This window comes from Stakelama sediminis (genome assembly GCF_014199335.1).
Lineage (GTDB): Bacteria > Pseudomonadota > Alphaproteobacteria > Sphingomonadales > Sphingomonadaceae > Sphingomonas > Sphingomonas sediminis.
This window is the reverse complement of record NZ_JACIJI010000001.1, coordinates 758,958-783,347: the sequence shown is the minus strand read 5'-3', so window position 1 is coordinate 783,347 and position 24,390 is coordinate 758,958. Positions and strand designations below refer to the sequence as shown.

General features: G+C 63.9%; 21 protein-coding genes. 10 read left to right on the top strand and 11 right to left on the bottom strand.

Annotated features, from left to right (window positions below):
• Positions 1-909 (top strand): sulfite exporter TauE/SafE family protein, encoded by a 909-nt coding sequence (locus FHR23_RS03990; RefSeq protein ID WP_184001604.1) that lies wholly within the window; start codon positions 1-3, stop codon positions 907-909.
• Positions 910-992: 83 nt separating this feature from the next.
• Positions 993-1,418 (top strand): OsmC family protein, encoded by a 426-nt coding sequence (locus FHR23_RS03985; RefSeq protein WP_184001603.1) that lies wholly within the window; start codon positions 993-995, stop codon positions 1,416-1,418.
• Between the two features lie 9 nt (positions 1,419-1,427).
• On the opposite strand, the gene FHR23_RS03980 is transcribed toward FHR23_RS03985, so the two are convergent.
• Together FHR23_RS03980 and FHR23_RS03975 are read right to left on the bottom strand one after the other, a co-directional pair.
• The gene (locus FHR23_RS03980; protein WP_184001602.1) at positions 1,428-2,186 is read right to left on the bottom strand and encodes an energy transducer TonB; all 759 of its coding nucleotides are present in this window, start codon (positions 2,184-2,186) and stop codon (positions 1,428-1,430) included.
• Positions 2,187-2,246: 60 nt separating this feature from the next.
• Positions 2,247-3,035, bottom strand: coding sequence for an SDR family oxidoreductase (locus tag FHR23_RS03975; protein ID WP_184001601.1), 789 nt, complete (start codon positions 3,033-3,035; stop codon positions 2,247-2,249).
• A gap of 58 nt (positions 3,036-3,093) precedes the next feature.
• On the opposite strand from FHR23_RS03975, the gene FHR23_RS03970 reads away from it, so the two are divergent.
• Entirely contained in the window at positions 3,094-3,879 is a 786-nt protein-coding gene (locus FHR23_RS03970; protein WP_184001600.1) for an ATP-binding cassette domain-containing protein, read from the top strand.
• Positions 3,876-5,414, top strand: a complete 1,539-nt coding sequence (locus FHR23_RS03965) for an ABC transporter permease/substrate-binding protein (RefSeq protein ID WP_184001599.1) — start codon at positions 3,876-3,878, stop codon at positions 5,412-5,414. Before FHR23_RS03970 ends, FHR23_RS03965 begins: the two co-directional genes overlap by 4 nt.
• 91 nt (positions 5,415-5,505) lie before the next feature.
• Here FHR23_RS03965 and FHR23_RS03960 read toward each other — a convergent pair whose 3' ends face one another.
• Both FHR23_RS03960 and FHR23_RS03955 read right to left on the bottom strand, forming a co-directional pair.
• Positions 5,506-6,339, bottom strand: a complete 834-nt coding sequence (locus tag FHR23_RS03960; protein WP_184001598.1) for a hypothetical protein — start codon at positions 6,337-6,339, stop codon at positions 5,506-5,508.
• Positions 6,340-6,439: 100 nt separating this feature from the next.
• The gene (locus FHR23_RS03955; RefSeq protein ID WP_184001597.1) at positions 6,440-7,732 is read right to left on the bottom strand and encodes a S8 family serine peptidase; all 1,293 of its coding nucleotides are present in this window, start codon (positions 7,730-7,732) and stop codon (positions 6,440-6,442) included.
• Positions 7,733-7,853: 121 nt separating this feature from the next.
• On the opposite strand from FHR23_RS03955, the gene FHR23_RS03950 reads away from it, so the two are divergent.
• Together FHR23_RS03950 and FHR23_RS03945 are read left to right on the top strand one after the other, a co-directional pair.
• Positions 7,854-8,324: an RNA polymerase sigma factor gene (locus FHR23_RS03950; protein WP_221227398.1), complete on the top strand. Its 471-nt coding sequence runs from the start codon at positions 7,854-7,856 to the stop codon at positions 8,322-8,324.
• A complete protein-coding gene (locus tag FHR23_RS03945) occupies positions 8,321-9,031 on the top strand; it encodes an anti-sigma factor family protein (RefSeq protein ID WP_184001595.1) in 711 nt (236 codons plus the stop codon). Before FHR23_RS03950 ends, FHR23_RS03945 begins: the two co-directional genes overlap by 4 nt.
• A 13-nt stretch (positions 9,032-9,044) precedes the next feature.
• Here FHR23_RS03945 and FHR23_RS03940 read toward each other — a convergent pair whose 3' ends face one another.
• Entirely contained in the window at positions 9,045-9,986 is a 942-nt protein-coding gene (locus tag FHR23_RS03940) for a TraB/GumN family protein (protein WP_246359674.1), read from the bottom strand.
• Between the two features lie 209 nt (positions 9,987-10,195).
• Between FHR23_RS03940 and FHR23_RS03935 the strand changes: the two genes are divergently transcribed.
• Positions 10,196-10,984: an SDR family oxidoreductase gene (locus FHR23_RS03935; RefSeq protein ID WP_184001594.1), complete on the top strand. Its 789-nt coding sequence runs from the start codon at positions 10,196-10,198 to the stop codon at positions 10,982-10,984.
• Between the two features lie 25 nt (positions 10,985-11,009).
• Entirely contained in the window at positions 11,010-11,483 is a 474-nt protein-coding gene (locus FHR23_RS03930) for a DUF3617 domain-containing protein (protein WP_184001593.1), read from the top strand.
• A gap of 100 nt (positions 11,484-11,583) precedes the next feature.
• Here the strand turns inward: FHR23_RS03930 and FHR23_RS03925 are convergent, their stop codons facing one another.
• Positions 11,584-13,842 carry an NADP-dependent malic enzyme gene (locus tag FHR23_RS03925; RefSeq protein ID WP_184001592.1) on the bottom strand — a complete coding sequence of 753 codons (2,259 nt, stop codon included), beginning with the start codon at positions 13,840-13,842 and terminating at the stop codon, positions 11,584-11,586.
• A 149-nt stretch (positions 13,843-13,991) separates the two neighbouring features.
• Between FHR23_RS03925 and mutS the strand changes: the two genes are divergently transcribed.
• On the top strand, positions 13,992-16,568 hold the full coding sequence (gene mutS, locus FHR23_RS03920) for a DNA mismatch repair protein MutS (protein ID WP_184002165.1): 2,577 nt from the start codon (positions 13,992-13,994) through the stop codon (positions 16,566-16,568).
• Positions 16,569-16,722: 154 nt separating this feature from the next.
• On the opposite strand, the gene FHR23_RS03915 is transcribed toward mutS, so the two are convergent.
• Together FHR23_RS03915 and FHR23_RS03910 are read right to left on the bottom strand one after the other, a co-directional pair.
• Positions 16,723-19,197, bottom strand: coding sequence for a zinc-dependent metalloprotease (locus tag FHR23_RS03915; RefSeq protein WP_184001591.1), 2,475 nt, complete (start codon positions 19,195-19,197; stop codon positions 16,723-16,725).
• Positions 19,198-19,271: 74 nt separating this feature from the next.
• On the bottom strand, positions 19,272-19,862 hold the full coding sequence (locus tag FHR23_RS03910; protein WP_184001590.1) for an NADPH-dependent FMN reductase: 591 nt from the start codon (positions 19,860-19,862) through the stop codon (positions 19,272-19,274).
• 199 nt (positions 19,863-20,061) lie between these two features.
• Between FHR23_RS03910 and FHR23_RS03905 the strand changes: the two genes are divergently transcribed.
• Complete coding sequence (locus tag FHR23_RS03905; protein WP_184001589.1) at positions 20,062-20,934, top strand: class I SAM-dependent methyltransferase; 873 nt, start codon at positions 20,062-20,064, stop codon at positions 20,932-20,934.
• Positions 20,935-21,382: 448 nt separating this feature from the next.
• Here the strand turns inward: FHR23_RS03905 and FHR23_RS03900 are convergent, their stop codons facing one another.
• The 3 genes from FHR23_RS03900 to FHR23_RS03890 form a co-directional block, all read right to left on the bottom strand.
• Positions 21,383-21,949 (bottom strand): hypothetical protein, encoded by a 567-nt coding sequence (locus FHR23_RS03900; RefSeq protein WP_343042980.1) that lies wholly within the window; start codon positions 21,947-21,949, stop codon positions 21,383-21,385.
• 59 nt (positions 21,950-22,008) lie between these two features.
• Complete coding sequence (locus FHR23_RS03895) at positions 22,009-23,124, bottom strand: sensor histidine kinase (RefSeq protein ID WP_184001588.1); 1,116 nt, start codon at positions 23,122-23,124, stop codon at positions 22,009-22,011.
• Positions 23,125-23,267: 143 nt separating this feature from the next.
• Positions 23,268-24,335 (bottom strand): glycoside hydrolase family 5 protein, encoded by a 1,068-nt coding sequence (locus tag FHR23_RS03890; protein ID WP_246359673.1) that lies wholly within the window; start codon positions 24,333-24,335, stop codon positions 23,268-23,270.
• Between the last annotated feature and the right edge of the window lie 55 nt (positions 24,336-24,390).

Sequence of the window (24,390 nt, the reverse complement as noted above, 5' to 3'; positions counted from 1 at the left end):
ATGATGGGCGATTGGCATCGACGCACGGTCGGCATGGCGATGATGGCGCTGGCCATCGCCTATGCCGCCATCTGGATCGCGGCACCCGTCGACCCGCGGCTGTTGCGTTCGCTGTGGTTCCTGCCCTGCATCGGGTTGCTGGGTGCGACCATCGCCAATACGTCGGGCACCGGCGGCGGGGTGGTGTTCATTCCGGTGTTCAACATCCTGCGCGAGATGCAGGTCATGACGCTCGACCGCACACAAGTGGTGGCGGCGTCGTTCCTGATCCAGTGTTTCGGCATGTCGATCGGCGCGCTGCGCTGGGCAAGCGGGCTGCACGCACAACCCGCAGAGGCGCGGGAGGCCACGCTCGCCGATTTCTGGCGGGTGGTGGCGATTGTGCTGATGTGCGCGTTGCCGGTCGAACTGACGACACAATGGATGACACGGTTCAATCCCCATGACGTGCTGCTGGCGTTCAAGGGATTTTCGATCCTGCTGGGGCTGGCGGTGATCGTCACGACCTGGACCGTCAATCGCCATCGACCGGCCAATGCGCACGTCCATCCGGTCGATTTCATCGTGCTGGCGCTGATCGGCCTGACCGGAGGATTCGTGACTGCACTATTTTCGGTGGGGGTGGGCGAACTGGTCGCGCTCTATCTGTTCATCCGGCACTATCCCGTGGTGCTGTGCGCGGGTACGGCGGTGGTGATTTCCAGCCTGTCTTGCATTGCGGGTGCATTGTTTCACATCCTGCACGGCAATGTGGTGTGGGAGGTGGTGGTGCTTGCCGTGCCGGGGGCGCTGGTGGGCGGCTGGTTCGCCCGCCCGGTGGCACTTTGGCTGGGGGCGAAACGGCTCAAAACGCTCGACGGCTGCTGGATCGTCGCATCCAGCCTCTATCTGATCGCATTGAATATATAGCGGCGGAACCGGCGCCCGATGTCGCCGTTGAGCCCGATGTCGCCGTTGAGGAGGCGATATTTCCTGCGACGAAAGGATATTTCATGCCGAAGAAAACCGCCAGCGCCCGCTATGAAGGACTGGGCAAGGATGGCCGTGGCCACATCTCCAGCCAGTCGGGTGTGTTGTCCGACACGCCCTATGGCTTCAACACCCGGTTCGGGGACGAAAAGGGCACCAATCCCGAAGAACTGGTGGCGGCTGCGCACGCCTCGTGCTTCACCATGGCACTCAGTTTCGCGCTGGCGAAGGAAGGCTTTGCCGACGGCACGCTGGAAACAAAGGCCGAGGTAACGCTGGACAAGGATGGCGACGGCTTCACCGTGACCAGGTCGGAATTGTCCTTGACCGCCAGCGTGCCGGGAGTCGAGGCGGATCAGTTCGCCGAAATCGCCAGGGGAGCGAAGGAAAACTGCCCGATCTCCAAGCTCCTCAATTGTGAGATTACGCTGACGCATACGCTGCAATAGCAGGGCGCCCTAGCGGGGGCGTGGCGGTGGCGCGTCTTCGATCACCCATGTGTGATTTTCGACCACCGTCACGGCCCGTGGGCGTCCCTGCGCGTTGCGGGAGGGGCGAAAGCGGAAGCGCTTTTCGATCAGGCGGCAGGTCATGTCGTCCAGCGCCGGGTTGCCGCTGGAATGCGTGATCCCGCAATCGGTAACACGCCCGTTCGGTTCGACGGTGAAGGCAACGCTGACCGTGCCGCCGCGGCTACCTGAATCGAGCACCGACTGGGGAATGTCGGAATAGCCGAGCCGTCCCGCGATCTGGCGCGGAGGCGTGCCTCCACCGCCATCGCCGTCACCGCCGAGTCCGCTGCCCGTGCCGTTGCCTTCTCCGCCCGCACCGCTGCCCGGTCCCGGAATATCGGCATTCCCGGCATGGCTGTCGGCGCCCGGTCCCGGTGTGGGCGCGGTAACCACCGGCGGAGGTGGCGGCTTGATCGGAACGATCGGCTTGGGCGCTTCAACTTCGGTCGGCTTGGCGCGCAGATTGGGCGGTGCGGCAGCACCCTCCGGCCTCGGATTGGCCTTCGGCGCCGGTTTGGGCGGTTCCGGCGGCGGTGGCTTTGGCGGAGGTGGTACGTTGAATACCGCCAGTGTCGCCTGTTCGGCCATGGACGGAAGCTGCACGCCCAGCCCGCGCACCAGCGCGAAGCCGATCACGCCCATGGTCAGCGCCGATGCGGCCGCACCTTTTGCCCTGTCCCGTCCACTGGTGGAAAAAGACGCCATGATCGATATTTAGGGTATCGGGCGGGCAGCTTCCACCAACGTGCCACGCCCGCACCCTTTTTATAATTGCCGCCGCGCCATCTTGCGCAGCTTGCCGGGCATCCAGCGCGAGGCGAATTTCAGGCGTCTGGCGGTCTTGCCGACGACATGGTGCAGGCCGTTGTCATGCACCGCGCGCCAGGCGGTGTCGGCAACCTCCTCCACCGGCGTAAACTCCAGCCCCGCCGCCTTGACCCGGTCGCGCACCTGCTCGTTCGATCCGGTGACGCTCTTGTCGAGCAGCGGGGTGTCGATGAAACTCGGCATCAGCGAACGGACCTTAATGGCATCGGCCGCCCATTCGCCGTCCAGCGCCTCGGTCAGTCCGCGCACCGCGAACTTGGTCGCCGAATAGATCGCACCGCCCGAGGTGCCGTACAGCGCCGCCGCCGATGCGGTGTTGAGCAGGCAGGAACCGGGCGTATCTTTCAAAAAGGCGTGCCCGATGCGCGCGCCCAGCACCACACCGGTGAAATTGATCGCGATGATCCGTTCCAGATCGTCCAGCCCGGTCTGCGCGAACGGCCCGCCCAGTGCGATGCCCGCATTGTTGAACAACACGTCCAGCCGCCCGGTGCGTTGGGTAAAGAGCGTCAGTTCCTCATGCCAGCCATCGGGATCGCGCACATCCATGACATGGGTGGAGGCGCAGCCTTCGGGCAGGAGTGCGGCACTTTCCTTCAGCCCCTTCGCGTCAACGTCCGCCAGCCCGACCAGCCAGTCTTCACGCGCAAAGCGCTGCGCCACCGCACGCCCGATGCCTGACGCACCGCCGGTGATGAAAATCGCCTTTGCCTGTTCGTTCGCCATGGCTTCCCCGTCCGACTTGTTTTGACCTTTGCGCCTTCATTCCGCACAATGGCTTGCGATGCCAGCGCAATCGCACTCCGCCGGTCCTTCGGTCACGTTCGACACCGTGACGAAGCGCTATGCCAACGGCACGCTGGCGGTCGACGGCGTGTCTCTGGAGGTGGCGGCGGGCAGTTTCGTCGCGCTGGTCGGCACTTCGGGTTCGGGAAAATCGACGCTGCTGAAAATGGTCAACCGGCTGGTCGAGCCGACGGGCGGCAGTATTGCCATCGGCGGGGAGCCGGTCGATCAGGTGCCCGCCCATCTGCTGCGCCGCCGGATCGGCTATGTCTTTCAGAATATCGGGTTGTTTCCACATCTGACGGTGGGGGAGAATATCGCCATCGGGCTGCGGTTGCGCGGGGAAAAGCACAATGACGCGCGGGTCGCCGAACTGCTCGACCTGATCGAACTGCCGGACGATGTCGCCGGACGCCGCCCCGATGCCCTGTCGGGCGGTCAGCGTCAGCGCGTCGGCGTGGCGCGTGCGCTGGCAATCAAGCCGGGACTGATGCTGATGGACGAACCGTTCGGTGCGCTCGATCCCGTGACCCGCGATACGCTGGGCCATGCGGTCCGGCGACTGCACGGCACGCTGGGCCTGACCACGATCATGGTCACGCACGACATGGCCGAGGCGCTGTTGTTTGCCGACCGGGTGCTGGTGATGCAGCATGGCCGGATTGTCGCCGACGCTACCCCACACGAAATGCTGTCGGGTGCAGGCGGAGAGGCGGCGGACGCGCTGGTCGCGGTGCCGCGTGAACAGGCGCATGCGCTGGCGAAGATTGAGGCGGGCGAATGAACGAAGCGCTTGCCCGCGTCCCCGGTCTGCTGGCGCAGCATGTGCTGTTGTCGGCGGCGGCGCTGCTGCTGGGCCTTGCCATCGCTCTGCCGCTGACCATCTGGTCGGCGCGCAATCAGGCGGTGGCGCGGGTGACGCTGGGCTTTGCCAGTCTGGTCCAGACCATCCCCGCGCTGGCGCTGCTCGCGTTATTCTATCCGGTGCTGCTGTTCTTTTCGGGACTGGTCGGCGGCGGTATTCCGGCGCTGGGCTTTCTGCCCTCGCTGCTGGCGCTGGCGCTCTATGCCCTGCTGCCGATCCTGAGGAACGGCGTCACGGGTCTTGCCAATCTCGATCCCGCGGTGCTTCAGGCTGCCGACGGGGTCGGCATGACCGCGCGGCAGAAGCTGTGGATGGTGGAGGCGCCACTGGTCGCACCGGTGCTGATGGCTGGCATCCGCACGGCGGCGGTATGGACGATCGGCGCGGCGACGCTCTCGACCACGGTGGGACAGCCCAGCCTGGGCGACCTGATCTTCGCAGGGTTGCAAACGCAGAACTGGACGCTGGTCGTCGTCGGCTGTCTTGCCTCGGCCGCGCTGGCGATGGTCGTAGATGCGCTGCTGGGGCTGGCCGAACGGTCGATCGCGGCGCGGCGCAAGGGCCGGTTCTGGACGAGTATCGGCGTGCTGGTCGCGGGCGTGCTGCTGGCGCTGGTTTCGATGCTGCCGGGCAGTGGCGGCAAGCATGTGGTGATCGGCGCAAAGGGGTTTTCGGAGCAGTATATCCTCGCCCGCATGATCGGGCACCGGCTGGAGGCGGCGGGCTATCGCGTCAGCTATCGCGAGGGGCTGGGGTCCGCGGTCGTGTTCAACGCGCTGACGAGCAACGATATCGACGTCTATGTCGATTATTCCGGCACGATCTGGACCAATGAGATGGGGCGCAAGGCAGGGCCTGGCCGTGCGCAGATCGTCAACGGCGTCGCGCAATGGGCGATGCGCACCCACCATGTCCGGCTGCTCGGCGCGCTGGGGTTCGAAAACACCTATGCCTTTGCCATGCGCGGGGACGATGCGAAGCGGCGCGGTATCACGTCGCTGACCGATCTGGCGCGTCAGGCGCCGCAGCTCAATTTCGGCACCGACCTTGAATTTCTCGACCGGCCCGAATGGAAACAGGTGCAGCAGGCCTATGGCATGCACTTCAGGAGCGCACATCCCTATACCCCCAGCTTCATGTATCGTGCGCTTGCCAGCAAGCGGGTGGACGTCATATCCGCATTTTCCTCCGATGGGAGGATTGCGAAACAGCATCTGAAGGTGCTGACCGATCCGAAGCACGCGATTCCCGGCTATGATGCGATCCTGATGGTTTCGCCCGATCATGCCGATGATGCCAAAATGATCGCTGCGCTGAAACCGCTGGTCGGACGCATTCCGATCGGGCTGATGCGGCAGGCCAATTATATGGTGGATCGCAGCACCGACAAGAAGAGCCCGGATGCCGCTGCGCGCTGGCTGGAACACCAAATCCGGTTGCCGCAGGGAAAATAGCGAAAAATGAGAACGCGCCCGGCCTTTGGGGGGGAGGAAAGGCCGGGCGCGATACAGGCAGAACGGATGTCTGGGAAATTGGTTCCGCCTGTTATTGGGCAGCGTCCTTGATAGCGCCCTTACCCATTGCCGAGACCAGGACGTTGCCGGAACCAGTGAAGTTAGAGGCAGGCAGGGTGGCCAGTTTCTTGCCGACCGCGACTTCGACCTGCTGCACCGTGCCATTGGCGGTCGAACGCACATTCTGAACCGTGCCGATCACCTTGCCACCGGCGTTGGTGACGTTCATGCCCGGTGAAACGGCGAAGCTGCCGCTGCTGTTGGCGGCGGCCGATCCGGCCAGCGCCAGGCTGTTCAGCGTGCCCGTCGCGTTCCCTGCAACAGACCCGGCGGCATTCCCGGCGAGCGAGCCGGTGCCGTTCACCGCAGACGCCGCAGTCGAGCGTGCGCCGCTGACCGTATTACGGGCGGTCGTGGCGGCCTGACTGACTGCGCCGCGTGCAGTCGAACCGACGCTGCCGGCGGTATTGCGGACGGTATTGGTACCGACCAGTTGCGCATCGGCGCTGCCCGATGCCGAACCGGAAGTCGATCCGCTGGTGCTGGTATCCGCTGAATTGCCCAGCGTCTTCGTCGCGTCGTTCACCGTCCCGTTCAGGCTGCCATTGGCGGATGCGTCGGCACTGGCCTTGCCGTTCTGTGTATCGACGCTGGGCTGGACGTTCAGGCCGCCATTGCTGCTGGCGGTGGAATTGAGGGTCGAATTGACCGGGCCTGCCGCGCCGTTCAGCGTGCCGCTGACCGCGCCGCCCAACTGGCCGCCGACGACACCGCCAAGACCTGCACCGCCGCCCAGCAACTGGGCCGAAGCCGGGACTGCACCAAAGGTAAGAATTGCAGCACTTGCAAAAAGAATCGTTTTCATGATGGCACCTTTCGAATGTCTGCGCACGGCGGATCGTGCCGCGCTCAGTTCGAAAACGGATGCCGTCGGGGATTTAATCCGGAAAAAATTCTTTAAATAGTCAATTGGTTGTGCATTTTTCGCACAACAGCCCCCGGCCATAGACCGGATCCGGGCCATGGCTCCCCAAATCCTTTGCTTCATGGTCGAGCGCGTTCAGCGCGGCCGGAATATGTGCGGCATCGGGTGCGGCATAGACGGCGGCCAGCCGTGCCGCGACCAAAGGTACGGCGAAAGAGGTGCCGCGTACCCTGACCGCCTTACCCTCGGCATTGGCGGCCCGCATGTCGGCACCCGGCGCGGCGTAATCGAGATGTCCGGCCCGCCCCGCTTCGATCAGCGCGCGGTCATGCCCGTCGACTGCCGTGACTGCGATGACGCCCGGATAGGAGGCCGGATAGGATGGCGGTGCTGCCGGACCATCATTGCCGACGGCGGCGACCAGCACGGTCCCACGCTTGCGCGCCGCCGCGACGACGCGGGCGAGCAGCGGGTTGGCCGGGCCGACGAGACTGACCGAAACGACCGGCACATGATCGGACACCATCCACCCGATGGCGCGGGCAATCGCGGTGGCGCTGCCTCCCGCGGGGTCGCTGCCATAGACATCCGCGACATGCAGATGGACGTTCTGCACAGCACCGCGAATGCCCGATCCTCCTGCGATCAGAGAGGCGACCTCGGTGCCGTGATCGCTGGGACGCGGCGCGCCGGTGGCAAAGCCGCGCTGGTCCAGCCGGGCGGCGATGGCGGCGGCATTCACCCCGCCGTCGATGATCCCGACCGGGGTGAGAGTGTCGCCGGCCGGTGATGCGGGCACTTCCGCGCGCATGGAAGGAGCCATCGCTGCCGCTTCGCCGCTTTCGAAATGCAGCGGATCGGTCGATACGTCGCGGCTCCCCGCCAGCCTGCGCATGCGTTTGAGCGCATGGCGCAGACTGTCTCCCGATGGCGTGGCGAAGCGGGCGAAGCTGATTCCCAGATCGTCGATGCTATCGCGTGCGAGCAGGCGGAAACCGGCGTCGCGCGCCGCAGCGATCAGGGCGTCGTCGGGGTCGGTCACCACCACTTCGCCCGCGCGCACCGGATTACCGTGGCGGTCGAGTTCGATCCGGTCGGGATAGCGCCGGACCAGATTACGCAGCCGCTGCGCCCGCGCATTCACCAGCCGGTGGGCAACACGCGTGATCTGTCGCGTTACCGGCAGATCGCCCGCCAGCCCGTCTACTTGCCCCTCCACCTGCCCCAGCACGCGACCGGGCAGGCCGGGAACCGGCAACTGGACGAGCTGCGCCGCCGCCATGGCGGGCATGGCAACCAGCGTCAGCGCTATCAGGATGCGGGTAAGGCGCATGGCGGTGTCCTAGACCTTTGGAAAAATTCTGTCATGCATATCGGATGAAACGAGTGACCCCATCCGTTTCATCCATGTGAAGGCATTGGGAGAGCGTAGCCCCGTGGCGTTTGAGGACGAGATGCTGGCATTGCTGCCGCGATTGCGGCGGTTCGCCCATGCGCTTGCCCGCAATGCGGCGGATGCCGACGACCTGTGTCAGGCAGCCATCGAACGCGCGCTGAAATCGCGCACGCAATGGCAGCCGGGAACGCGACTGGATAGCTGGATGTATCGGATCATGCGAAACCTATGGATAGACACCGCGCGGGCACGCTCCCGCGCCGCGCAGACCTTCGTTGCCGAAGAAGCGGGCGCGAGCGTGGGCGACCGAGGCGACAAGGCAGTGGAGGCTGCCATTGAACTGGGCAATGTCGGGCGCGCGATGAACCAGCTTCCCGATGAGCAGCGCGAGGCCGTGGCGCTCGTGCTGGTTGAGGGCTTTGCCTATAAGGAGGCCGCCGAGATCCTCGATATCCCGATGGGGACGCTGACATCGCGGCTGGTGCGCGGACGCGAGGCGCTGATGACGAAACTGGGAGAAGCGGCATGAGCATCCCGCCCGAAACGCTGATGGCCTATGCCGATGGCGAACTGGACCCGATTGCCGCGAAGCGCGTCGAAAAGGCGATGGCCGCCGACCCCGATCTGGCACGGCAGGTGGCGGAACATCGCGCATTGGCCGAGCAGCTGCGCGGAACCTTTGCATCGGTTGCAGAGGCACCCGTGCCGGAAAGCCTGCGTGCGCCGTTGGAGGCTTCGGCGAAGGTCGCTTCGCTTGACGAAGCGCGCGCACCTCGCTCCGGACGCAGTACGCATTGGTTTCGTAATGCCGGAGCGCTCGCCGCGATGCTGGTGGTCGGCGTGATGGTCGGGCAACTGGTGCCGCATGATGGCGGGCCGGTGGCCGAGAAACGGGGCGCTCTAGTCGCCTCCGGCACGCTGGCCCATGCGCTCAACACACAGCTTGCGGCGACTCAGCCGGAGGATGCGCCGGTGCGGATGCTGGTCAGCTTTCGCGATCGGCAGGGCGCCTATTGCCGTACCTTTGCCGGCAGCATGGCCAACGGCATCGCCTGTCATCAGGGCGATGGCTGGCGTATCCGGCAGTTACGCGCCGGTCACGCCGAAGCAGCGACCGCCTATCGTCAGGCGGGGTCGGAAGCGGCTGCCGTGCTGGCCGATGCGCAGACAATGATGGCGGGTGCGCCGTTGTCCGCCGATCAGGAAGCGCGCGCGCGCGCCGATCACTGGCGCTGAGAGGCGACTGGCATCAATAGCGGATGCGGCGGGCCTTCAGCCCTTCTTTCTTCAATTGCATCTGCACGCTGTTCGCACCGGCCAGATGGCCCGCGCCGACAGCGATGAATACCGTGCCGGGTTTCGCCATGCGCTGCTTGATCCAGTGCGCCCAGCGAATATTGCGATCCGTGAGCAGGATGCGGGTCAGTTCGGGCTGATCCTCCATTCCTTCGTTCAGCTCCTTGGCCAGATCCTTCGGGTCGCCCTTCGCCCAGTAATCGACCATGCGGTTCATCATGCCCGGCAGCTCGGGCATCTGCTCGATGGTCGACATCAGCATGTCGATCTGCGCCTTTTGCGACAGATGGTCGAAATAGCCGAATTGCTGTTCGGCGGTCTCCAGTCCGACAATCTGCTTGCCGTCCTTTTCGGCGGCGGCGGTCAGCACGGTTTCCGGTCCCTGATCGGGGCGATATCCCAACTTCACCATCGGCAGCATGGTCAGGCTGATGCTGGCAAACCACGGGTCGTATCGGTCGAACGCCGTCGGCGGCAGGCCCAGACCGGTCATCGCATTGGCGTATTCGGTGCGATCCTTGCCCGCCGGAATCTTGTCGGTCAGCGGCGGTCCGTCGGGATCGACCGCCAGCTTCGTCACCAGCGCCTGCATCGCCGCCTGATCGGGCATCTTCATTTCCAGCACCAGCGTGTTGCTGGCGTCGAATGCCTTGCGCACGGCTTCGTCGAACCAGCTCAGACCGGGTTTCAGTACATGGATGGTACCGAACAGATAGATGGTGGTGTCCTTGTCCTTCACCACCCAAAGCGCGGGGTCGGCGTCCCGGATCACCGGAGCAGGCGTTGCCTGTGGCGCTGGCGCAGGGGATGCGCTGTCCTGCGGTGCGGCATGGCCTGCACCCGAAAACCCGATCAGCGCCACTGCCATGGCTGCGCCACATAGGCGTTTGAACATCAAAACCCTCCTTGCCCGGCAACCTGCTACCCCGACCGGGCCAAACGGGCAATCTGATTCAGGGTAAACGCCGGGTAGGGCTTAATTTGGAATATGAGGTATGGGGAAATCTGCGCTCATCGCCCTAAATTTCTGATTATTTCGACTTGCTCTGTGCATCGTCATAGAGTTTCGGTATGGCAAAACCAAAGGATATGAAGGAGAGGGTTTTGGATACCAGCACGCTGTTTCGACTGGATGGCCGGGTGGCGCTTGTCACCGGCGGGTCGCGCGGGATCGGGCGGATGATCGCCGAAGGATATGTCGCGCAAGGGGCGAAAGTCTATATCTCCTCACGGTCGGAGGGTGCGTGCGCGCAGACCGCCGCCGAACTGGGCGACGCCTGTATCGCGCTGCCCCACGATATTTCGACGGTGGAGGGGTGCCGTGCCCTTGCCGCCGATCTGGCGGAGCGGGAGGATCGGCTCGACATCCTCGTCAACAATGCCGGTGCCGCATGGGGCGAACCGTTCGACAGATTCCCCGAAAAAGGCTGGGACAAGGTCATGGACCTGAACGTCAAATCGCCCTTTTTCCTGACTCAGGCGCTGCATGGCCTTTTGAAGGCAGGGGCGGGTGCCGGACATCCGGCAAAGGTCATCAACATCACCTCGATCGACGGGCAGAAGCTCAATGCCTGGGAGACCTACAGCTATCAGGCGTCAAAGGCGGCGCTGATCCACCTCACCCGGCGGATGGCGGCGCGGCTGGTGTCCGATTCCATCTATGTCACTTCGCTGGCGCCGGGAGCCTTTGCCAGCCAGATGAATCGCGCGGCACGCGACCATGGCGACGCGGTAGCCAAGGCTATTCCCGCCGGGCGGATCGGCGAGCCGGAGGACATGGCGGCGGCGGCCATCTACCTCGCCAGCCGTGCGGGCGATTATGTGGTAGGCGAAACGCTTACCGTCGATGGAGGGTTGGTGAACGCCACGATTGCGCATAATATCGACGCCTGACGGGGGATGGCGAAGGGGAACGGGGATGCAGGCAACAGCGGTAATCGGACTGGCGGCGGCGCTGCTCGGCACGGCGGCAATGGGAACGCAGATCACGCCGGGTAAATGGCAATCCATATCCCAGGTGACCGACGTGCAGATGACGATGCCCGAAGGCATGCCGCCCGATATGACCGATCGGATGAAGACGATGATGAACAGCCGTCGTAAGCCGATGGACTATTGCGTCACGCCGGACGACATCGAAAACGCGCCGAAGAAACTGCTCCAGTCGTCCAAGGGGCAATGCAGCTATGACAAATATACGATGGCCAACGGCAAGCTGGACGCCCTCGCGACCTGTCGGATGCAGGGCGGGTACACGATGCAGATGCATCTTGCCGGCAGCTATACGGCTACCAGCATGGACGGGTCGGCGGTGCTGGACGGCAAGGGGCCGATGGGGCCGATGAAGATCACTTCGACCATCCACAGCAAACGTATCGGTGCCTGCGGCTGAACACCCGCACTACGATCCCGTCATTGCGAGATACACAGCAATTCGGACTGTCGCGTTGCTACGTATCTCGCAGTGAGGGATTGGCGCGCGCCTGTAAATCCTACCGCGCGATTTCTCCTGCCGCGAGCACGGCCAGCGTCACCAGTTCGCGCGCGCTCGACGTCATCGGTGCGATTTGTACCGGCTTTTCCATCCCGCTCAGAATCGGCCCAATCATCGAATCGCCGCCCAGTTCGCGCAGCAGCTTTGCCGAGATATTGGCCGATTGCAGCCCCGGCATAATCAGCACATTGGCCGGGCCGGACAGGCGCGCAAAGGGATAGTTGGCAAGCTGTTGCGGGTTCAGCGCGACATCGGCAGCCATTTCGCCTTCGAATTCGAACCCGACCTGGCGATCTTCCAGCACATGTACGGCGGCGCGGATATTGTCGAGCCAGCGTCCCGGCGGATTGCCGAAGGTCGAATAGCTGAGGAACGCGACGCGCGGTTCATGGCCCATGCGGCGCGCGACCTTGGCCGCATGTTCGGCAATGTCGGCCAGTTCCTCGGCATCCGGACGTTCGTTGACGGTGGTGTCGGCGATGAACACCGTATGGCTCTGTCCGACCAGAATATGCGTGCCGAACGGCGTCTGCCCCTCAATCGGATCGATTACCCGGCGGATTTCGCGCATCGTCTGCGCATAGGTGCGCGTGACGCCGGTAATCATCGCATCGCCTTCGCCCAGTTGCAGTAGCAACGCGCCGAAGATGTTGCGGTCCTGATTGACCATGCGCTCGCAATCGCGGCGCAGATAGCCGCGCCGCTGCAGCCGCCCGTACAGGAAATCGACCATTTTCGGGACCAGCGGCGAATGGCGGCTGTTGTGCAGTTCGAAACTGTCGGGATCGTCGATGCCGATTTCCTTCAGCCGGTCGCGCACATCGTCGCGGCCAACCAGTACCGGCGTGCCGTAGCCGCCATCCCGGAACGCGATGGCCGCGCGCAGCACTACTTCCTCTTCGGCCTCGGCGAAGATCACCCGCTTCGGTTTGGCGCGCGCGCCGTCATAGGCAAGGCTGAGCACGGCGTTGGTCGGATTGAGCCGCCCGCGCAGCGTTTCCTTATACGCCTCCATGTCGAGGATCGGCTTGGTCGCAACACCCGAATCCATCGCCGCCTTGGCAACCGCCGGGGGCACGATTTCGATCAGCCGGGGGTCGAACGGGGCGGGGATGATGTAATCGGGGCCGAAACTATGCTGCACGCCATAGGCGGTTGCGACCTCTTCGGGCACCTGTTCGCGCGCCAGCGCCGCCAGTGCTTCGGCCGCGGCGATCTTCATCGCATCGTTGATCGTCGTCGCGCGCACATCGAGCGCACCGCGAAAGATGAAGGGGAAGCCAAGGACATTGTTGACCTGATTGGGATAGTCGGACCGCCCGGTAGCAATGATGACGTCGTCGCGCGTTTCCTTCGCATCGGGCGGGCTGATTTCCGGGTCCGGGTTTGCCATGGCGAAGACGATCGGCCTGTCGGCCATGGTTTTCAGCCATTCGGGTTTCAGTGCGCCCGCGACCGACAGGCCCATGAACACGTCCGCGCCCTTCAGCGCATCCTCCAGCGTCTGCCGGTCGGTCTTAACCGCATGCGCGGATTTCCACTGGTTCAGATCGTCCCGGTCGTCGCGGATGACGCCCTTGGTATCGCACATCAGCAGCTTGTCGTGCGGCAGGCCCATGGCCTTGATCAGTTCCGCGCATGCAATCGCCGCCGCGCCCGCGCCGTTCATCACCACGGTCGTATCCTTGATATCGCGTCCCGTCAGGTGCAGCGCGTTGATCAGGCCCGCCGCGGCGATGATGGCGGTGCCGTGCTGATCGTCATGGAAAACGGGAATGTTCATCCGTTCGCGCAGCGTCTGCTCGATGATGAAACATTCGGGCGCCTTGATATCTTCCAGATTGATGCCGCCGAAGCTCGGTTCCATCAGCTCGACCGCGGCGATGATCTTGTCGACATCCTCGGTCTTGAGTTCGAGGTCGATCGAATCGACATCGGCAAAGCGTTTGAACAGCACCGCCTTGCCTTCCATCACCGGCTTGGATGCCAGCGCGCCGAGATTGCCGAGGCCGAGGATGGCGGTGCCGTTGGAAATGACCGCGACCAGATTGCCCTTGGCGGTATAGTCATAGGCGGTGGCCGGATCGTCGGCGATGGCCTTTACCGGCACCGCGACGCCGGGCGAATAGGCAAGCGCCAGATCGCGCTGGGACGCCAGCGGCTTGGTGGCGACGACCTCGATCTTGCCGGGGCGTCCTTCCGAATGGAACAGCAGCGCCTCGCGATCGGAAAACTGCACCTTTCGTTCATTGGCCATGCTGCACTCCTCATTTCGTCTTTTTCGGTTCCTTAGCGGGGTCGGCCACGCTTTGTCGAAGCCTTGTTGCGGATTTATGCCATCGGCCCTGCCCATTGCCGTTTGCGCGGACAATGCGTAGGCGTTCGCGCATGGCGAAACCCACTCCGATGATGGCCCAGTATCTTGCGTTGAAGGCGGAGGCGCAGGACTGCCTGCTCTTCTATCGCATGGGTGATTTTTTTGAGCTGTTCTTCGACGATGCGAAGGTTGCCGCCGCCTGTCTCGACATCGCGCTGACGGCGCGCGGCGAACATGACGGGGAAAAGGTCGCGATGTGCGGCGTACCCGCGCATGCGGCGGAAAGCTATCTGGCGCGCCTGATCAAGGCGGGGCATCGCGTCGCCATTGCCGACCAGATCGAAATGCCCGAAGAAGCGAAGAAACGCGCCGGGTCCAAGGCGCTGGTCGGGCGCGCGATCGTCCGGGTGGTGACGGCGGGCACGCTGACCGAGGAGGCACTGCTCGATTCGCGCGCCGCCAACTGGTGCGTCGCAATCGGTGAGGCGGCAGGCGGTATCGCGCTGGCTGCGGCGGATATCTCGACCGGTTTGTTCGAGGTGATCGAGACCGACCGGCAGTCGCTGTCGGCGGAAATCGCGCGGCTTGCGCCTGCCGAAATCGTCGCAGCGGAGGATAGCGACGCCGCCGTGCTGGCGACCACGCTGCGTCCGCGCGGCGAGTTCGACAGTGCGAGCGGCGAGGCGCGGCTGAAGAAGCTGCACGGCGTCGCGACGCTGGACGGCTTCGGCCAGTTTTCGCGGGCCGGTCTGGCGGCGGCGGGCGGGCTGGTCGCCTATCTCGATCACACCGCGCGTGGATCGCTGCCGTTCCTGCGCCCGCCGGTCTGTTCGCGCACCGATGCGTGCATGGCGATCGACGCCGCCACGCGGGAGAGTCTGGAACTGACCCAGAGCGTGCAGGGCGCCCGTGCGGGCAGCCTGCTGGGGGCGGTGGACCGCACGGTTTCGGGCGCCGGTGCGCGGCTTCTGGCACAGGATATCGCCGCACCGCTGATGAATCGCGAATCGGTCGAGGCGCGGCTCGATTGCGTTCAGCGTTTGCATGACGATCCCGGTCTGCGCGACGCCACGCGTGCGACCTTGCGTGCGCTGCCCGATATCGGCCGCGCGCTGGGGCGGCTGGCGGCGGGACGCGGCAGTCCGCGTGATCTGGGGCAGCTTCGTGATGGGCTGGACGGCGCATGGCAGCTTGGCGAGCGGCTGGAGGGGATTGCCGACTGCCCGCCGCTGCTGGCCGATCTCGCGCCGCGTCTGCGCGGGCATGGTGCGCTGATCGACCTGTTGCGCCGTGCGCTGGTGCCCGATCCGCCGGTCGACACCGACAAGGGCGGTTATATCGCCGAAGGGTTCGACGCAGCACTTGACGACCTGCGCCGGACCGGGGCGGGGGGCAGGCGCGCCATCGCCGCGCTGGAGGCGAAATATCGCGACGAAACCGGCATCAATGCGCTGAAGGTGCGGCACAATGCCGTGCTCGGCTATCATATCGAGGTGCCGTCGCGGCACGGCGACAAGCTGATGCAGCCGGACAGCGGCTTCACCCACCGCCAGACGCTGGCGGGCGTGGTGCGCTTCAACAGCCCGGAATTGCACGAAACCGCGCTCAAGGTGACACAGGCGGGGGTGCACGCGCTGGCGGCGGAGGCAGCGCATCTGGAAGGTTTGACCGCGACCGCGCTGGACAGCCGGGAGGCGATTGCCGCCACCGCCGACGCACTGGCGCGGATCGACGTGGCGGCGGCACTGGCCGAACGCGCGGCGGAGGGGGGCTGGACCCGACCTGCATTGGTGGATCATGCCTGTTTTGAGGTTTCGGGCGGGCGGCATCCGGTGGTGGAAGCCGCGCTGGCGAAATCGGGCGAGCGCTTCGTCGCCAATGACTGCATATTGTCGGAAAATTCGCGTTTGTGGCTGGTTACTGGCCCGAATATGGGCGGTAAATCCACCTTCCTGCGCCAGAATGCGCTGATCGCGGTGCTGGCGCAGGCTGGAAGCTATGTGCCCGCCGCACAGGCGACGCTGGGGCTGGTGGATCGGCTGTTCAGCCGGGTCGGTGCGTCCGACAACCTTGCGCGGGGACGCTCCACTTTCATGGTCGAGATGGTCGAAACCGCCGCCATTCTGGCGCAGGCGACGCCGCGCAGCTTCGTCATTCTGGATGAGGTCGGGCGCGGCACCTCCACCTATGACGGGCTGGCCATCGCCTGGGCGGTGGTCGAGGCGATTCATGAGGATAATCGCTGCCGCTGCCTGTTCGCGACGCATTATCATGAGCTGACGCGGCTGGCCGAGCGCTGCGACGCGCTCAGCCTCCACCATGTCCGCGCGCGCGAATGGAAGGGCGATCTGGTGTTGCTGCACGAAGTCGCGGACGGACCGGCGGATCGCAGCTATGGCCTTGCCGTGGCGCGGCTGGCCGGGATGGCACCCGCCACCGTCAATCGCGCGAAGGCGGTGCTTGCCAGGCTGGAAGCGGGCCGTGAAAAGACCGGCGGACTGGCTGCCGGTCTCGACGATCTGCCGCTGTTCGCCGCCATGACCGAACCGGAAGCGGAAGAGGGCGACGCCCTGCGCGATGCGCTGGAGGCGCTCGACGTGGACTCGCTCTCGCCGCGCGAAGCCCTCGACAAGCTCTACGCGCTCAAGGCGCTGGCGAACAAATAGCGGCAATTACCCGGCCAGAGGCACGTTACTGCGAGGAGCGTAGCGACGCGGCAGTCCAGCCCAGACGAGATTGAATGATTGCTTCCCCCGACCGGGGTCGGGGTCGCAATGACGGTTATAGGCTGTTTGCGCCTTCGTTTCTGGAAGGAAAAAGCTACGGCAAGTCCATCCAGCCGCCTTCGCCGCCGCCGATCGGGTCGGCGGGCGGGATCGGCACGCTGCGCGGCATGTCGTCGGCCAGCTTCGCACGCTGATCGGCGTCGCGCAGCTTGCGCGACAGGCTCATCGCCCAGACGCGTTCGTCCGCATCGCCTTTCCGCCCGGCCAGTTGTGTGCTCAGATCGGTCAGCTTCTGGTCGATCAGCGCGGCAACCTCCGGCGTTGTTGCCTTGTCCTGCGCGGTCGCGGCGAGGCTGACGATGGTGCGATAGGCGATCCGCCGGGTCAGCGCGTCCATCCTGTCGGGCAGTACCGTCGCAATCAGCCGGTCGAGGATCGTATCGACGCCGGGAATGCCCGCATCCAGCGCGTGCTGGCTGGCGACCCGCGCCAGCCGGGCAGGAGCCAGCAGCGACGCAAGCGTGATCTCGCTCGCGGCATCGGCGGCGACCAGCGGATCGAACAGCGGCCCCTTATGCGACTGGAACACCTCGATATCGAACTGGCGGTTATCGCTGCCGTTACGCGGGATCGACAGCATCGGCACCAGTCGCGCCGGAACGCGCAGTGCATCGGGCGACAGCGTGGCAAGCAGCGCGTCGAGTGCTGCCTTTTGCGCATCGCCCGGCACCGGCACCGCCTGTTCCTTGCCGCCGCCATTAACGGCGTAGTGGAAGGTCGCGCCGCCGATCGCCTTGGCCGCGGCCACAACTTCATAGCGATGGAGCAGCCAGATCGGCACGAAACGACGGCGCAGATCGGCCACCGGTTCACCGGGTGTCAGCGCCTTCAGGCCGAAATTGGCGATGGCTGCCTGCCGCACCTTCATCATCCGGTTGAGTTCGGCGGTGGGGTTGGCTCCATCGTCCCACAATCCGCCCCAGCGTTCCGCCGTGTCGGGCGCGCGGGCATTGTCGTCCTCGACATAGCGCAGGCCCGACGCGACATAATCGCGCGCCATTTTCTTCGCCGCCGCATCGCTTTGCGCGCCGTAGAGCCAGTTGACCGTAGCCATGTCCCATTTGCCGACGCCGACGCCATAGGCATCGGACAGATCGGGCTTGCCGTCGACCAGCGTGATGCGCGGCGGCGGGTAATCCATTACCGAAGCGCGATCCTGTGTGCTGGCCGCGAAATTATGCGCAAAGCCCAGCGTATGTCCGACTTCATGCGCGCCGAGCTGGCGAAGCCGTGCCAGCGCCACCTGTACCGGATCGTCAGGGCCGCCGCTATTGAGCTTGTCCGCACCCACCAGCCCTTCGAAAATCTGAATATCCTGCCGCGCGCGCAGGGAGCCGAGCACGACCATCCCCTTGATGATCTCTCCGGTGCGCGGGTCGACGATTTCCTGACCATAGGACCAGCCGCGTGTGGCGCGGTCGTCCCAGTTGACGATGTTATAGCGCACGTCCATCGGATCGACGCCGGGCGGCAGGGTCTTGACCTCAAAAGCGTCGATATAGCCGGCGGCCGTGAACGCTTTTTTCCACCAGCTTACGCCGTCGATCAGCGCCTGACGGATGGGTTCGGGCGCACGGCTGTCGATATAATAGACAAGCGGCTTTTTCACGCGCGACGGTGCCGGACCGGGATGAATTTTCTCCAGCCGGAAGCGGTTGGCGTAATCGCGCACGACATCACTACCCAGCGGGGCGGCGAAATCCACCACTTGCGTCGCAAAGCCGCCCATGCGCGGATCGAATGTACGCGGGACGAAGCCCGGCGGCGGCAGCTTTACGAAGCTGGAATGGACGGTGAAGCTGACCTGATGCGGATCGGGTGCGATATTCGACACCTCGGCACCCGGATGGTCGGACGTGTAGGTCTGGATCGCGTCAATCTCGATATTGTCGGGAAAGACCTTGACTGAACCGGGCAGTGCCGCGCTCAGTTTTTCATCGCGCTTGAAGCCTTTGCCCGCACCCTGTCCGCCGCCGACGCCGAACGTGTCCGCGCTCTGGTTGAGCGAGGTGGCGATGCCCAGCGTGTCGGCGGTCAGAAAACTGGAAATGTCGACGACGAAACTGCCGTCGGGCAGGGTGGCGGCGATGTCCCCCATCCAGACGGTGGAAACCGCGAAATCCTGGCTGCCGCTCGGGTCCGACTGCGCCGCTCCGGTTGCCCGGAAACGCGGATTTTCGAACTGCAACGCGACCTTTTTCCCGATCCGGCGAAAGGCAACGATCTGCGTCCCGCCGACACGTCCGCGATCAAGGAATGTCGGAGCCGATCCCAGCCCGGTGCGCAGCGAATTGGTGTAGATATAGCGCGCCGAAACGCCGTCCTTGCCAGGCGGCGGGAGGGTGAGGAGGATGCGACCGCCTTGCGTATCGACATGCACCGGCAACAATCCGGCATGGGCCGTGCTGTCCTTGAACACGGTCTGGGGGTTTTGTTGTTTCGCGGGTGTCGCCGCAAGTGCCGGTGTCGCGAGCAAAACCAGTACCGAAAACGCCGAGATATGCCGCATATGTCCCCCTTGTCCTGCCTACGATGGGCAAAAATGCTGCGGCGCGCAAGGCATCACCGAAAGGGGCGAAGGGATCAATAGGGAGGAGCGCGTTTCGCGCGTTGGGTTTTTGCCGCTTCGGTCCACCAGTCCAGATCGTCGGCGAAACGGGCGAAGCTGTTTTCCAGCGCTTCGCCGCCTGCGCCGGTAGGATTGGCATCTGCATCCAGCGTGCTGCCGATCTGTCCGACCGTCAGGGATGAGGAAATCACCACCATGCCCATTTCGCTGAGCGTATTGTGCCAGATGAAGCTTGATCGCGCACCGGCCAGACGTCCGGCGGAATAGCTGGCGATCGCGGCCGGACGCCAGAACCATTCTTCCAGAAAATGATCGGTCAGGTTTTTCAGTCCCGGTTGCGGCCCCCAATTATATTCGCCGGTGACGAAAACGAAGGCATCCGCCGAGCGGATCTTCCCGGCAAGTTCTTCCATTGCCGCAGGCGCCTCACCCGGCCCATATTCCTTATACATCCGGTCGAGTATCGGCAGGTCGACCGCCTTTGCGTCGATCAGTTCGGCGCGCGCGCCGCGCGCGCGTAATTGCGCGACGATATAGTCCGCCAGCCGGATACCCATCCGGTCGCGTCGATAGGAACCGTAAAAGACAAGAATATGGTCGCTCATGCGATCTCCCACGCCATAGTATCTTCTGATCTTAACCCACATTGCTTGGGTTGGTGCCATGAACCTGTTAGAATTGTGCTACAAACGACAATCCGGCCCTGCGCCTTCGGGTGCCTTTATTTGCGTCGTTCGGACGCCCTGCCGGTTCAATACGGTTGCATCGTTTCAGATATTCAGACCGTCAAAAACAAGGGAATCCATGCCCAACGCAACTATTGCCGAACCCGATGAATCGCCCAAGGCAAATATGGATGCCATCTATGTGCAGCCTGATCCACGTGCCTATTTCCGCGAACTCGCGTCGCTGAACTATGTCATTCCCGATCATGCCAAGCCGGTATTTCGGCGCGTGATTGCCGCCCGCCGTGCGCAACAGGCGGAGCAGGCGCTGACGCTGGTCGATCTGGGCTGCTCCTATGGGGTGAATGCGGCGCTGCTCAAATATGATCTCGACATGGCGACGCTGTACGATCGCTGGAGCGACCCGACGCTCGACGGCATGTCCGCCGATGCAGTGATCGCCAACGACCAGCGGTTCTTCGGTGCACTGGGCAACGATGCCGGACTGGAGATTATCGGCATCGATCAGTCGCAACCCGCAATCGCCTATGCCGGGGCCGCGCATCTGCTGGATGACGGCATCGTCGATAATCTGGAAGAACATGCGCTGGATGGGGAGCAGGCGGAGCGTCTCTCTGACGCCGATCTGGTGCTTTCAACCGGGTGCATCGGCTATATCGGGGAGGCAACGTTCGACCATCTCCTGCCTGCGGTGGAACAGGGCAGGCGTCCGTGGTTCGCCAATTTCGTGCTGCGCATGTTTCCGTTCGATGCGATTTCCGACCTGCTCGCCGAGCGTGGCTATGTCACCGAAAAGCTGGAGGGACAGACTTTCGTCCAGCGCGATTTCCTGTCGGAGGAAGAACAGGCGCGCGTGGCGGACGAACTTGCGGCACTGGAGCGTGATCCGTCGGGGATGGAGGCGAACGGGCAATATCACGCGGAGTTTTTCCTCTCGCGTCCCGAAGAAGATGCCCGCGCAGCGCCGATGGAAACGCTGCTGGCGGCGTAGCACGCGCCTGATGAGGATATGAAAAGGGCTGCCGGACCCCGCAGAGCCCGACAGCCCAAAGCATGGTCAGCGGCCGGAAGTTCCAGCCCGGGAGACCATGCGAGCCGCGGATGCCGTCTTTCATCGGGAGCGTTGATTGGGAAGGAATTTTCCCCGGTCCCCCGACAGCGGCATCTTGTTAGCGGCGCGTCTCCCGAACGAACTGAACCGACCCCATTGCTGAACCATGAGACATCGGATCACCTCCTTTCGCTAGTTGAAGAACGTCGTACCGTATCCGGTACATGCGAATCATTGAATCATCCTGACTCGCAGAACAAGTCTTGAATTACGACGCGATTTCCGTAATTATCTTTTGCCTGCTCGAAATGGATTGAAACGCATACGGTAGCGCTCCCGCGCAGACGCTGTTTCGTGCGATATCGGCAGTGTGGACCGGTAAGCGGCTTTAGCGGCAATCCTGTGTCACGCGCAGCACTTCGGCCCATGCGGGTACGACCAGTGTCGGCATTCCCGGTATTTCGACCAGAAACCGCCCGCGGCTATAGCCCATATCGTCGAGCAACCGGTCTTCGGGCTGGATCGCAACCGCCATATAGGGAGGTCTTCCGCCCGTCGGCGCCATGCGCAGCGTGCGGGTCAGCGCGGTGGTGCGAATGGTCGCCATGCTGCCCGACGGCGCCGTGCCCGCGCGCGACAGATAGATGGTGCGGCGTCCCAGATCGCAGCGCAACGTCAGCAGGGCGTTTTCACCGGGTACACCAAACAGCGCAATCGACCCGCGCTTGTCCTGACGATAGGTCCAGGTGCCGGGCGTCAGCGGCCAGTCCCGCCAGTCGCCGGTTATCGGGGTTGGCGTCGGTGTCGGCACCGGCGAGGGTACGGCCACGGGCCTGACCACCGGTTGCGGGGTCGCAGGCTGGGGCTGAACCGGCGCTGCTCCTTGCGGAATACAGCCGGCGACTCCAACCAGTGCAATCAGCGGCAGGGCGGGGAAAAACAAACGACGCATCATGCGGCCTTATGGAGTGCGGTTGCGTCCGGCTCAAGCCCGTTCGCGCCGGAAGCGGTGCATCACGCGGCGATTGCGATAGCCGGTGACGGCAGGCGCAAACGGATCGTCAGCCCCTCCGGTTGCCAGTCCCGGTCGAGCGAGGCGCGCAACTGGCGTACCACGGTCCGTTCGATAAGCGTCGTTCCGAATCCCTCGCTGCGATCCAGTTTCGGGTCGAGGGCCGGGCCGCCGCGTTCGCGCCAGAGAATTTCGATATGGCCGTCCTTGTCGGTGATGTCGACCGAAACCGTTCCGTCCGCCGACGACAGCGCCCCGTATTTCGCGGCGTTGGTCGCGAATTCGTGAAAGATCAGCGCAAAGGGCGTTACCATCGACCCGGGCAGCATCAGCGCCGGGGCGTCGATGTGCAGCCGGCCCCCGTCCGCATATCGATAGGGGGCGACCAGCGTTTCGATCAGTTCGGTCGCATCGATACCCTCGACATCATCCTGCGTCAGGCCGTCGTGATGGATCAGAGCATGGGCATGGCCGAGCGCGGTGACTCTGCGCGACAGATCCTCACGAGGGACATTGCCGTGCGAATCGGCGGAGAAATGGATCAAACCGCCCACCAGCGTGAAAAGATTCTTGATTCGATGGCTGAGTTCGCGGGTAACGAGCAGACGCTGTTCGGATTCCCGGCGGGCATCGATGATCGCCATCACCGCGCTGGCCATCACGTACAGCGCTTCTTCCTGCAATGCGCTGAGGCCGGGACGCGGTTTGTCGTCGATGACGCATAGTGCGCCAAGCGGCACGCCCTCGCGGGTTACCAGCGGCGCCCCGGCGTAAAAGCGGATATGCGGTGCGCCGGTAACCAGCGGATTGTCCTGAAAACGCCGATCCTGCGTCGCGTCGGGCACCACCATGATTGCGGTGCCGCGCATGGCATGGGCGCAGAACGATACGGAACGCGGGGTTTCCTCGGCATCGATGCCGACCTTTGCCAGAAATCGCTGCCGATCGCTTTCGACCAGAGAAACCAGCGAAACGGGGGCTTCGCACAGGCGCGACAGATACGCGACGATCGAATCGAACCGGCCTTCGCCGCACCATTCGACCAATCCGTGTTCGTCGATTGCCGAGGACCGCGCGGCTTCGCTACACGCCACCGGTCCATTGGAATTGCTCGTCATAAATCCCCGCCCGAATCCTTGATACGATACGCAGTTGCGTATGCGGGTGTCGGGCGCCGATCTCCGTAACCGCCCGGTCATTGTGGGGGCGATACGGCATTCAGACAAGGGTTATAGGGCGTAATGCGCCGGAAAGGGGCTATTCAGAGCGTTTTGGTGGTGCGAATGGCGCGCACCATGCCCGGAATCCAATGATCCTTCTTATAGAGCGGAAACGTATTGGTGTAGGCCCAGGCGCAGCTCTGCACGCCGATAGAGGCATAGGCGGCGCTGACCGTGGCGTAATAGTTGATCCGTTGCGCCACCGGCATTTGCGGAATGTCGATTGCCCCGAATTCTCCGACGAACGGCACGCGGCCGGTCCGCTTCATATAGGCTTTCACCTTATCCAGACTGGCGTTCAGCTCGGTAATGTCCTTCTTGCTGCCGAAGGTCGCGCCGATCGGTGGCGGCGTCGGTTTGACCCATTTCGCCCCCTGATGGGTGAAGGGGAACGGATCGTAATAATGGAACGTGGGAACGACATAAGGGTCGTCGGGTAGTTGCAGCGTCGCCAGCGAATCGATGCCCGACCAGTGCCCTCCGCCGATAATGACGGGACGTTTGGGGTTGGTGGCGCGGATCGCCGCCAGAGAGGGGCTGACGGTCGCCAGCAGGTTGGCATTGTCGAACTTGTCATGCGGTTCGTTGATGATCTCGAACCACACCGTATCGGGGGCTGACGCGAACGAAGCCGCGACCTGTTTCCACAGGCCCGCCAGCCGCGCGCTGTTCCCGGCGGGATCGGTCATCAGTGCGTCATAGTTGTGCAGGTCCAGAATGACATTCAGCCCCGCCGCGGTGGCGGTTGAAACGACATGGTGAACACGCGCCATGAAGGCGGGGTCGATGGTATAGGGAGCCGCTTCCTGCGCATGCCCGGCAAAGCGTACCGGCAGGCGGATGGTCGAAAATCCGGCCTGCTTGATGTTGGTGAAATCGGAATCGGCAATCTTGCGGCCCCAGTCACCCTCATTCGGTGCCTCCAGATGATTGCCCATATTGACGCATTTTCCGAGCGGCAGGGAAATGCCGGTCGTCGGTACCGCCGCCGGAGCAGGGGTGTAGAGGCCGGCGGTATCGGGCACCGGGGTCGCCGCGGCGATGGTCATTCCCCCGACTGCAATCGCGGCCGCCGCCGTCAGAAACTTCGTGATCCGCCGATCCGCCATTTTCATCCTCCCCTGGATTATTGTGATCGTTACCATGATCCGGTCGGCGGCAAAG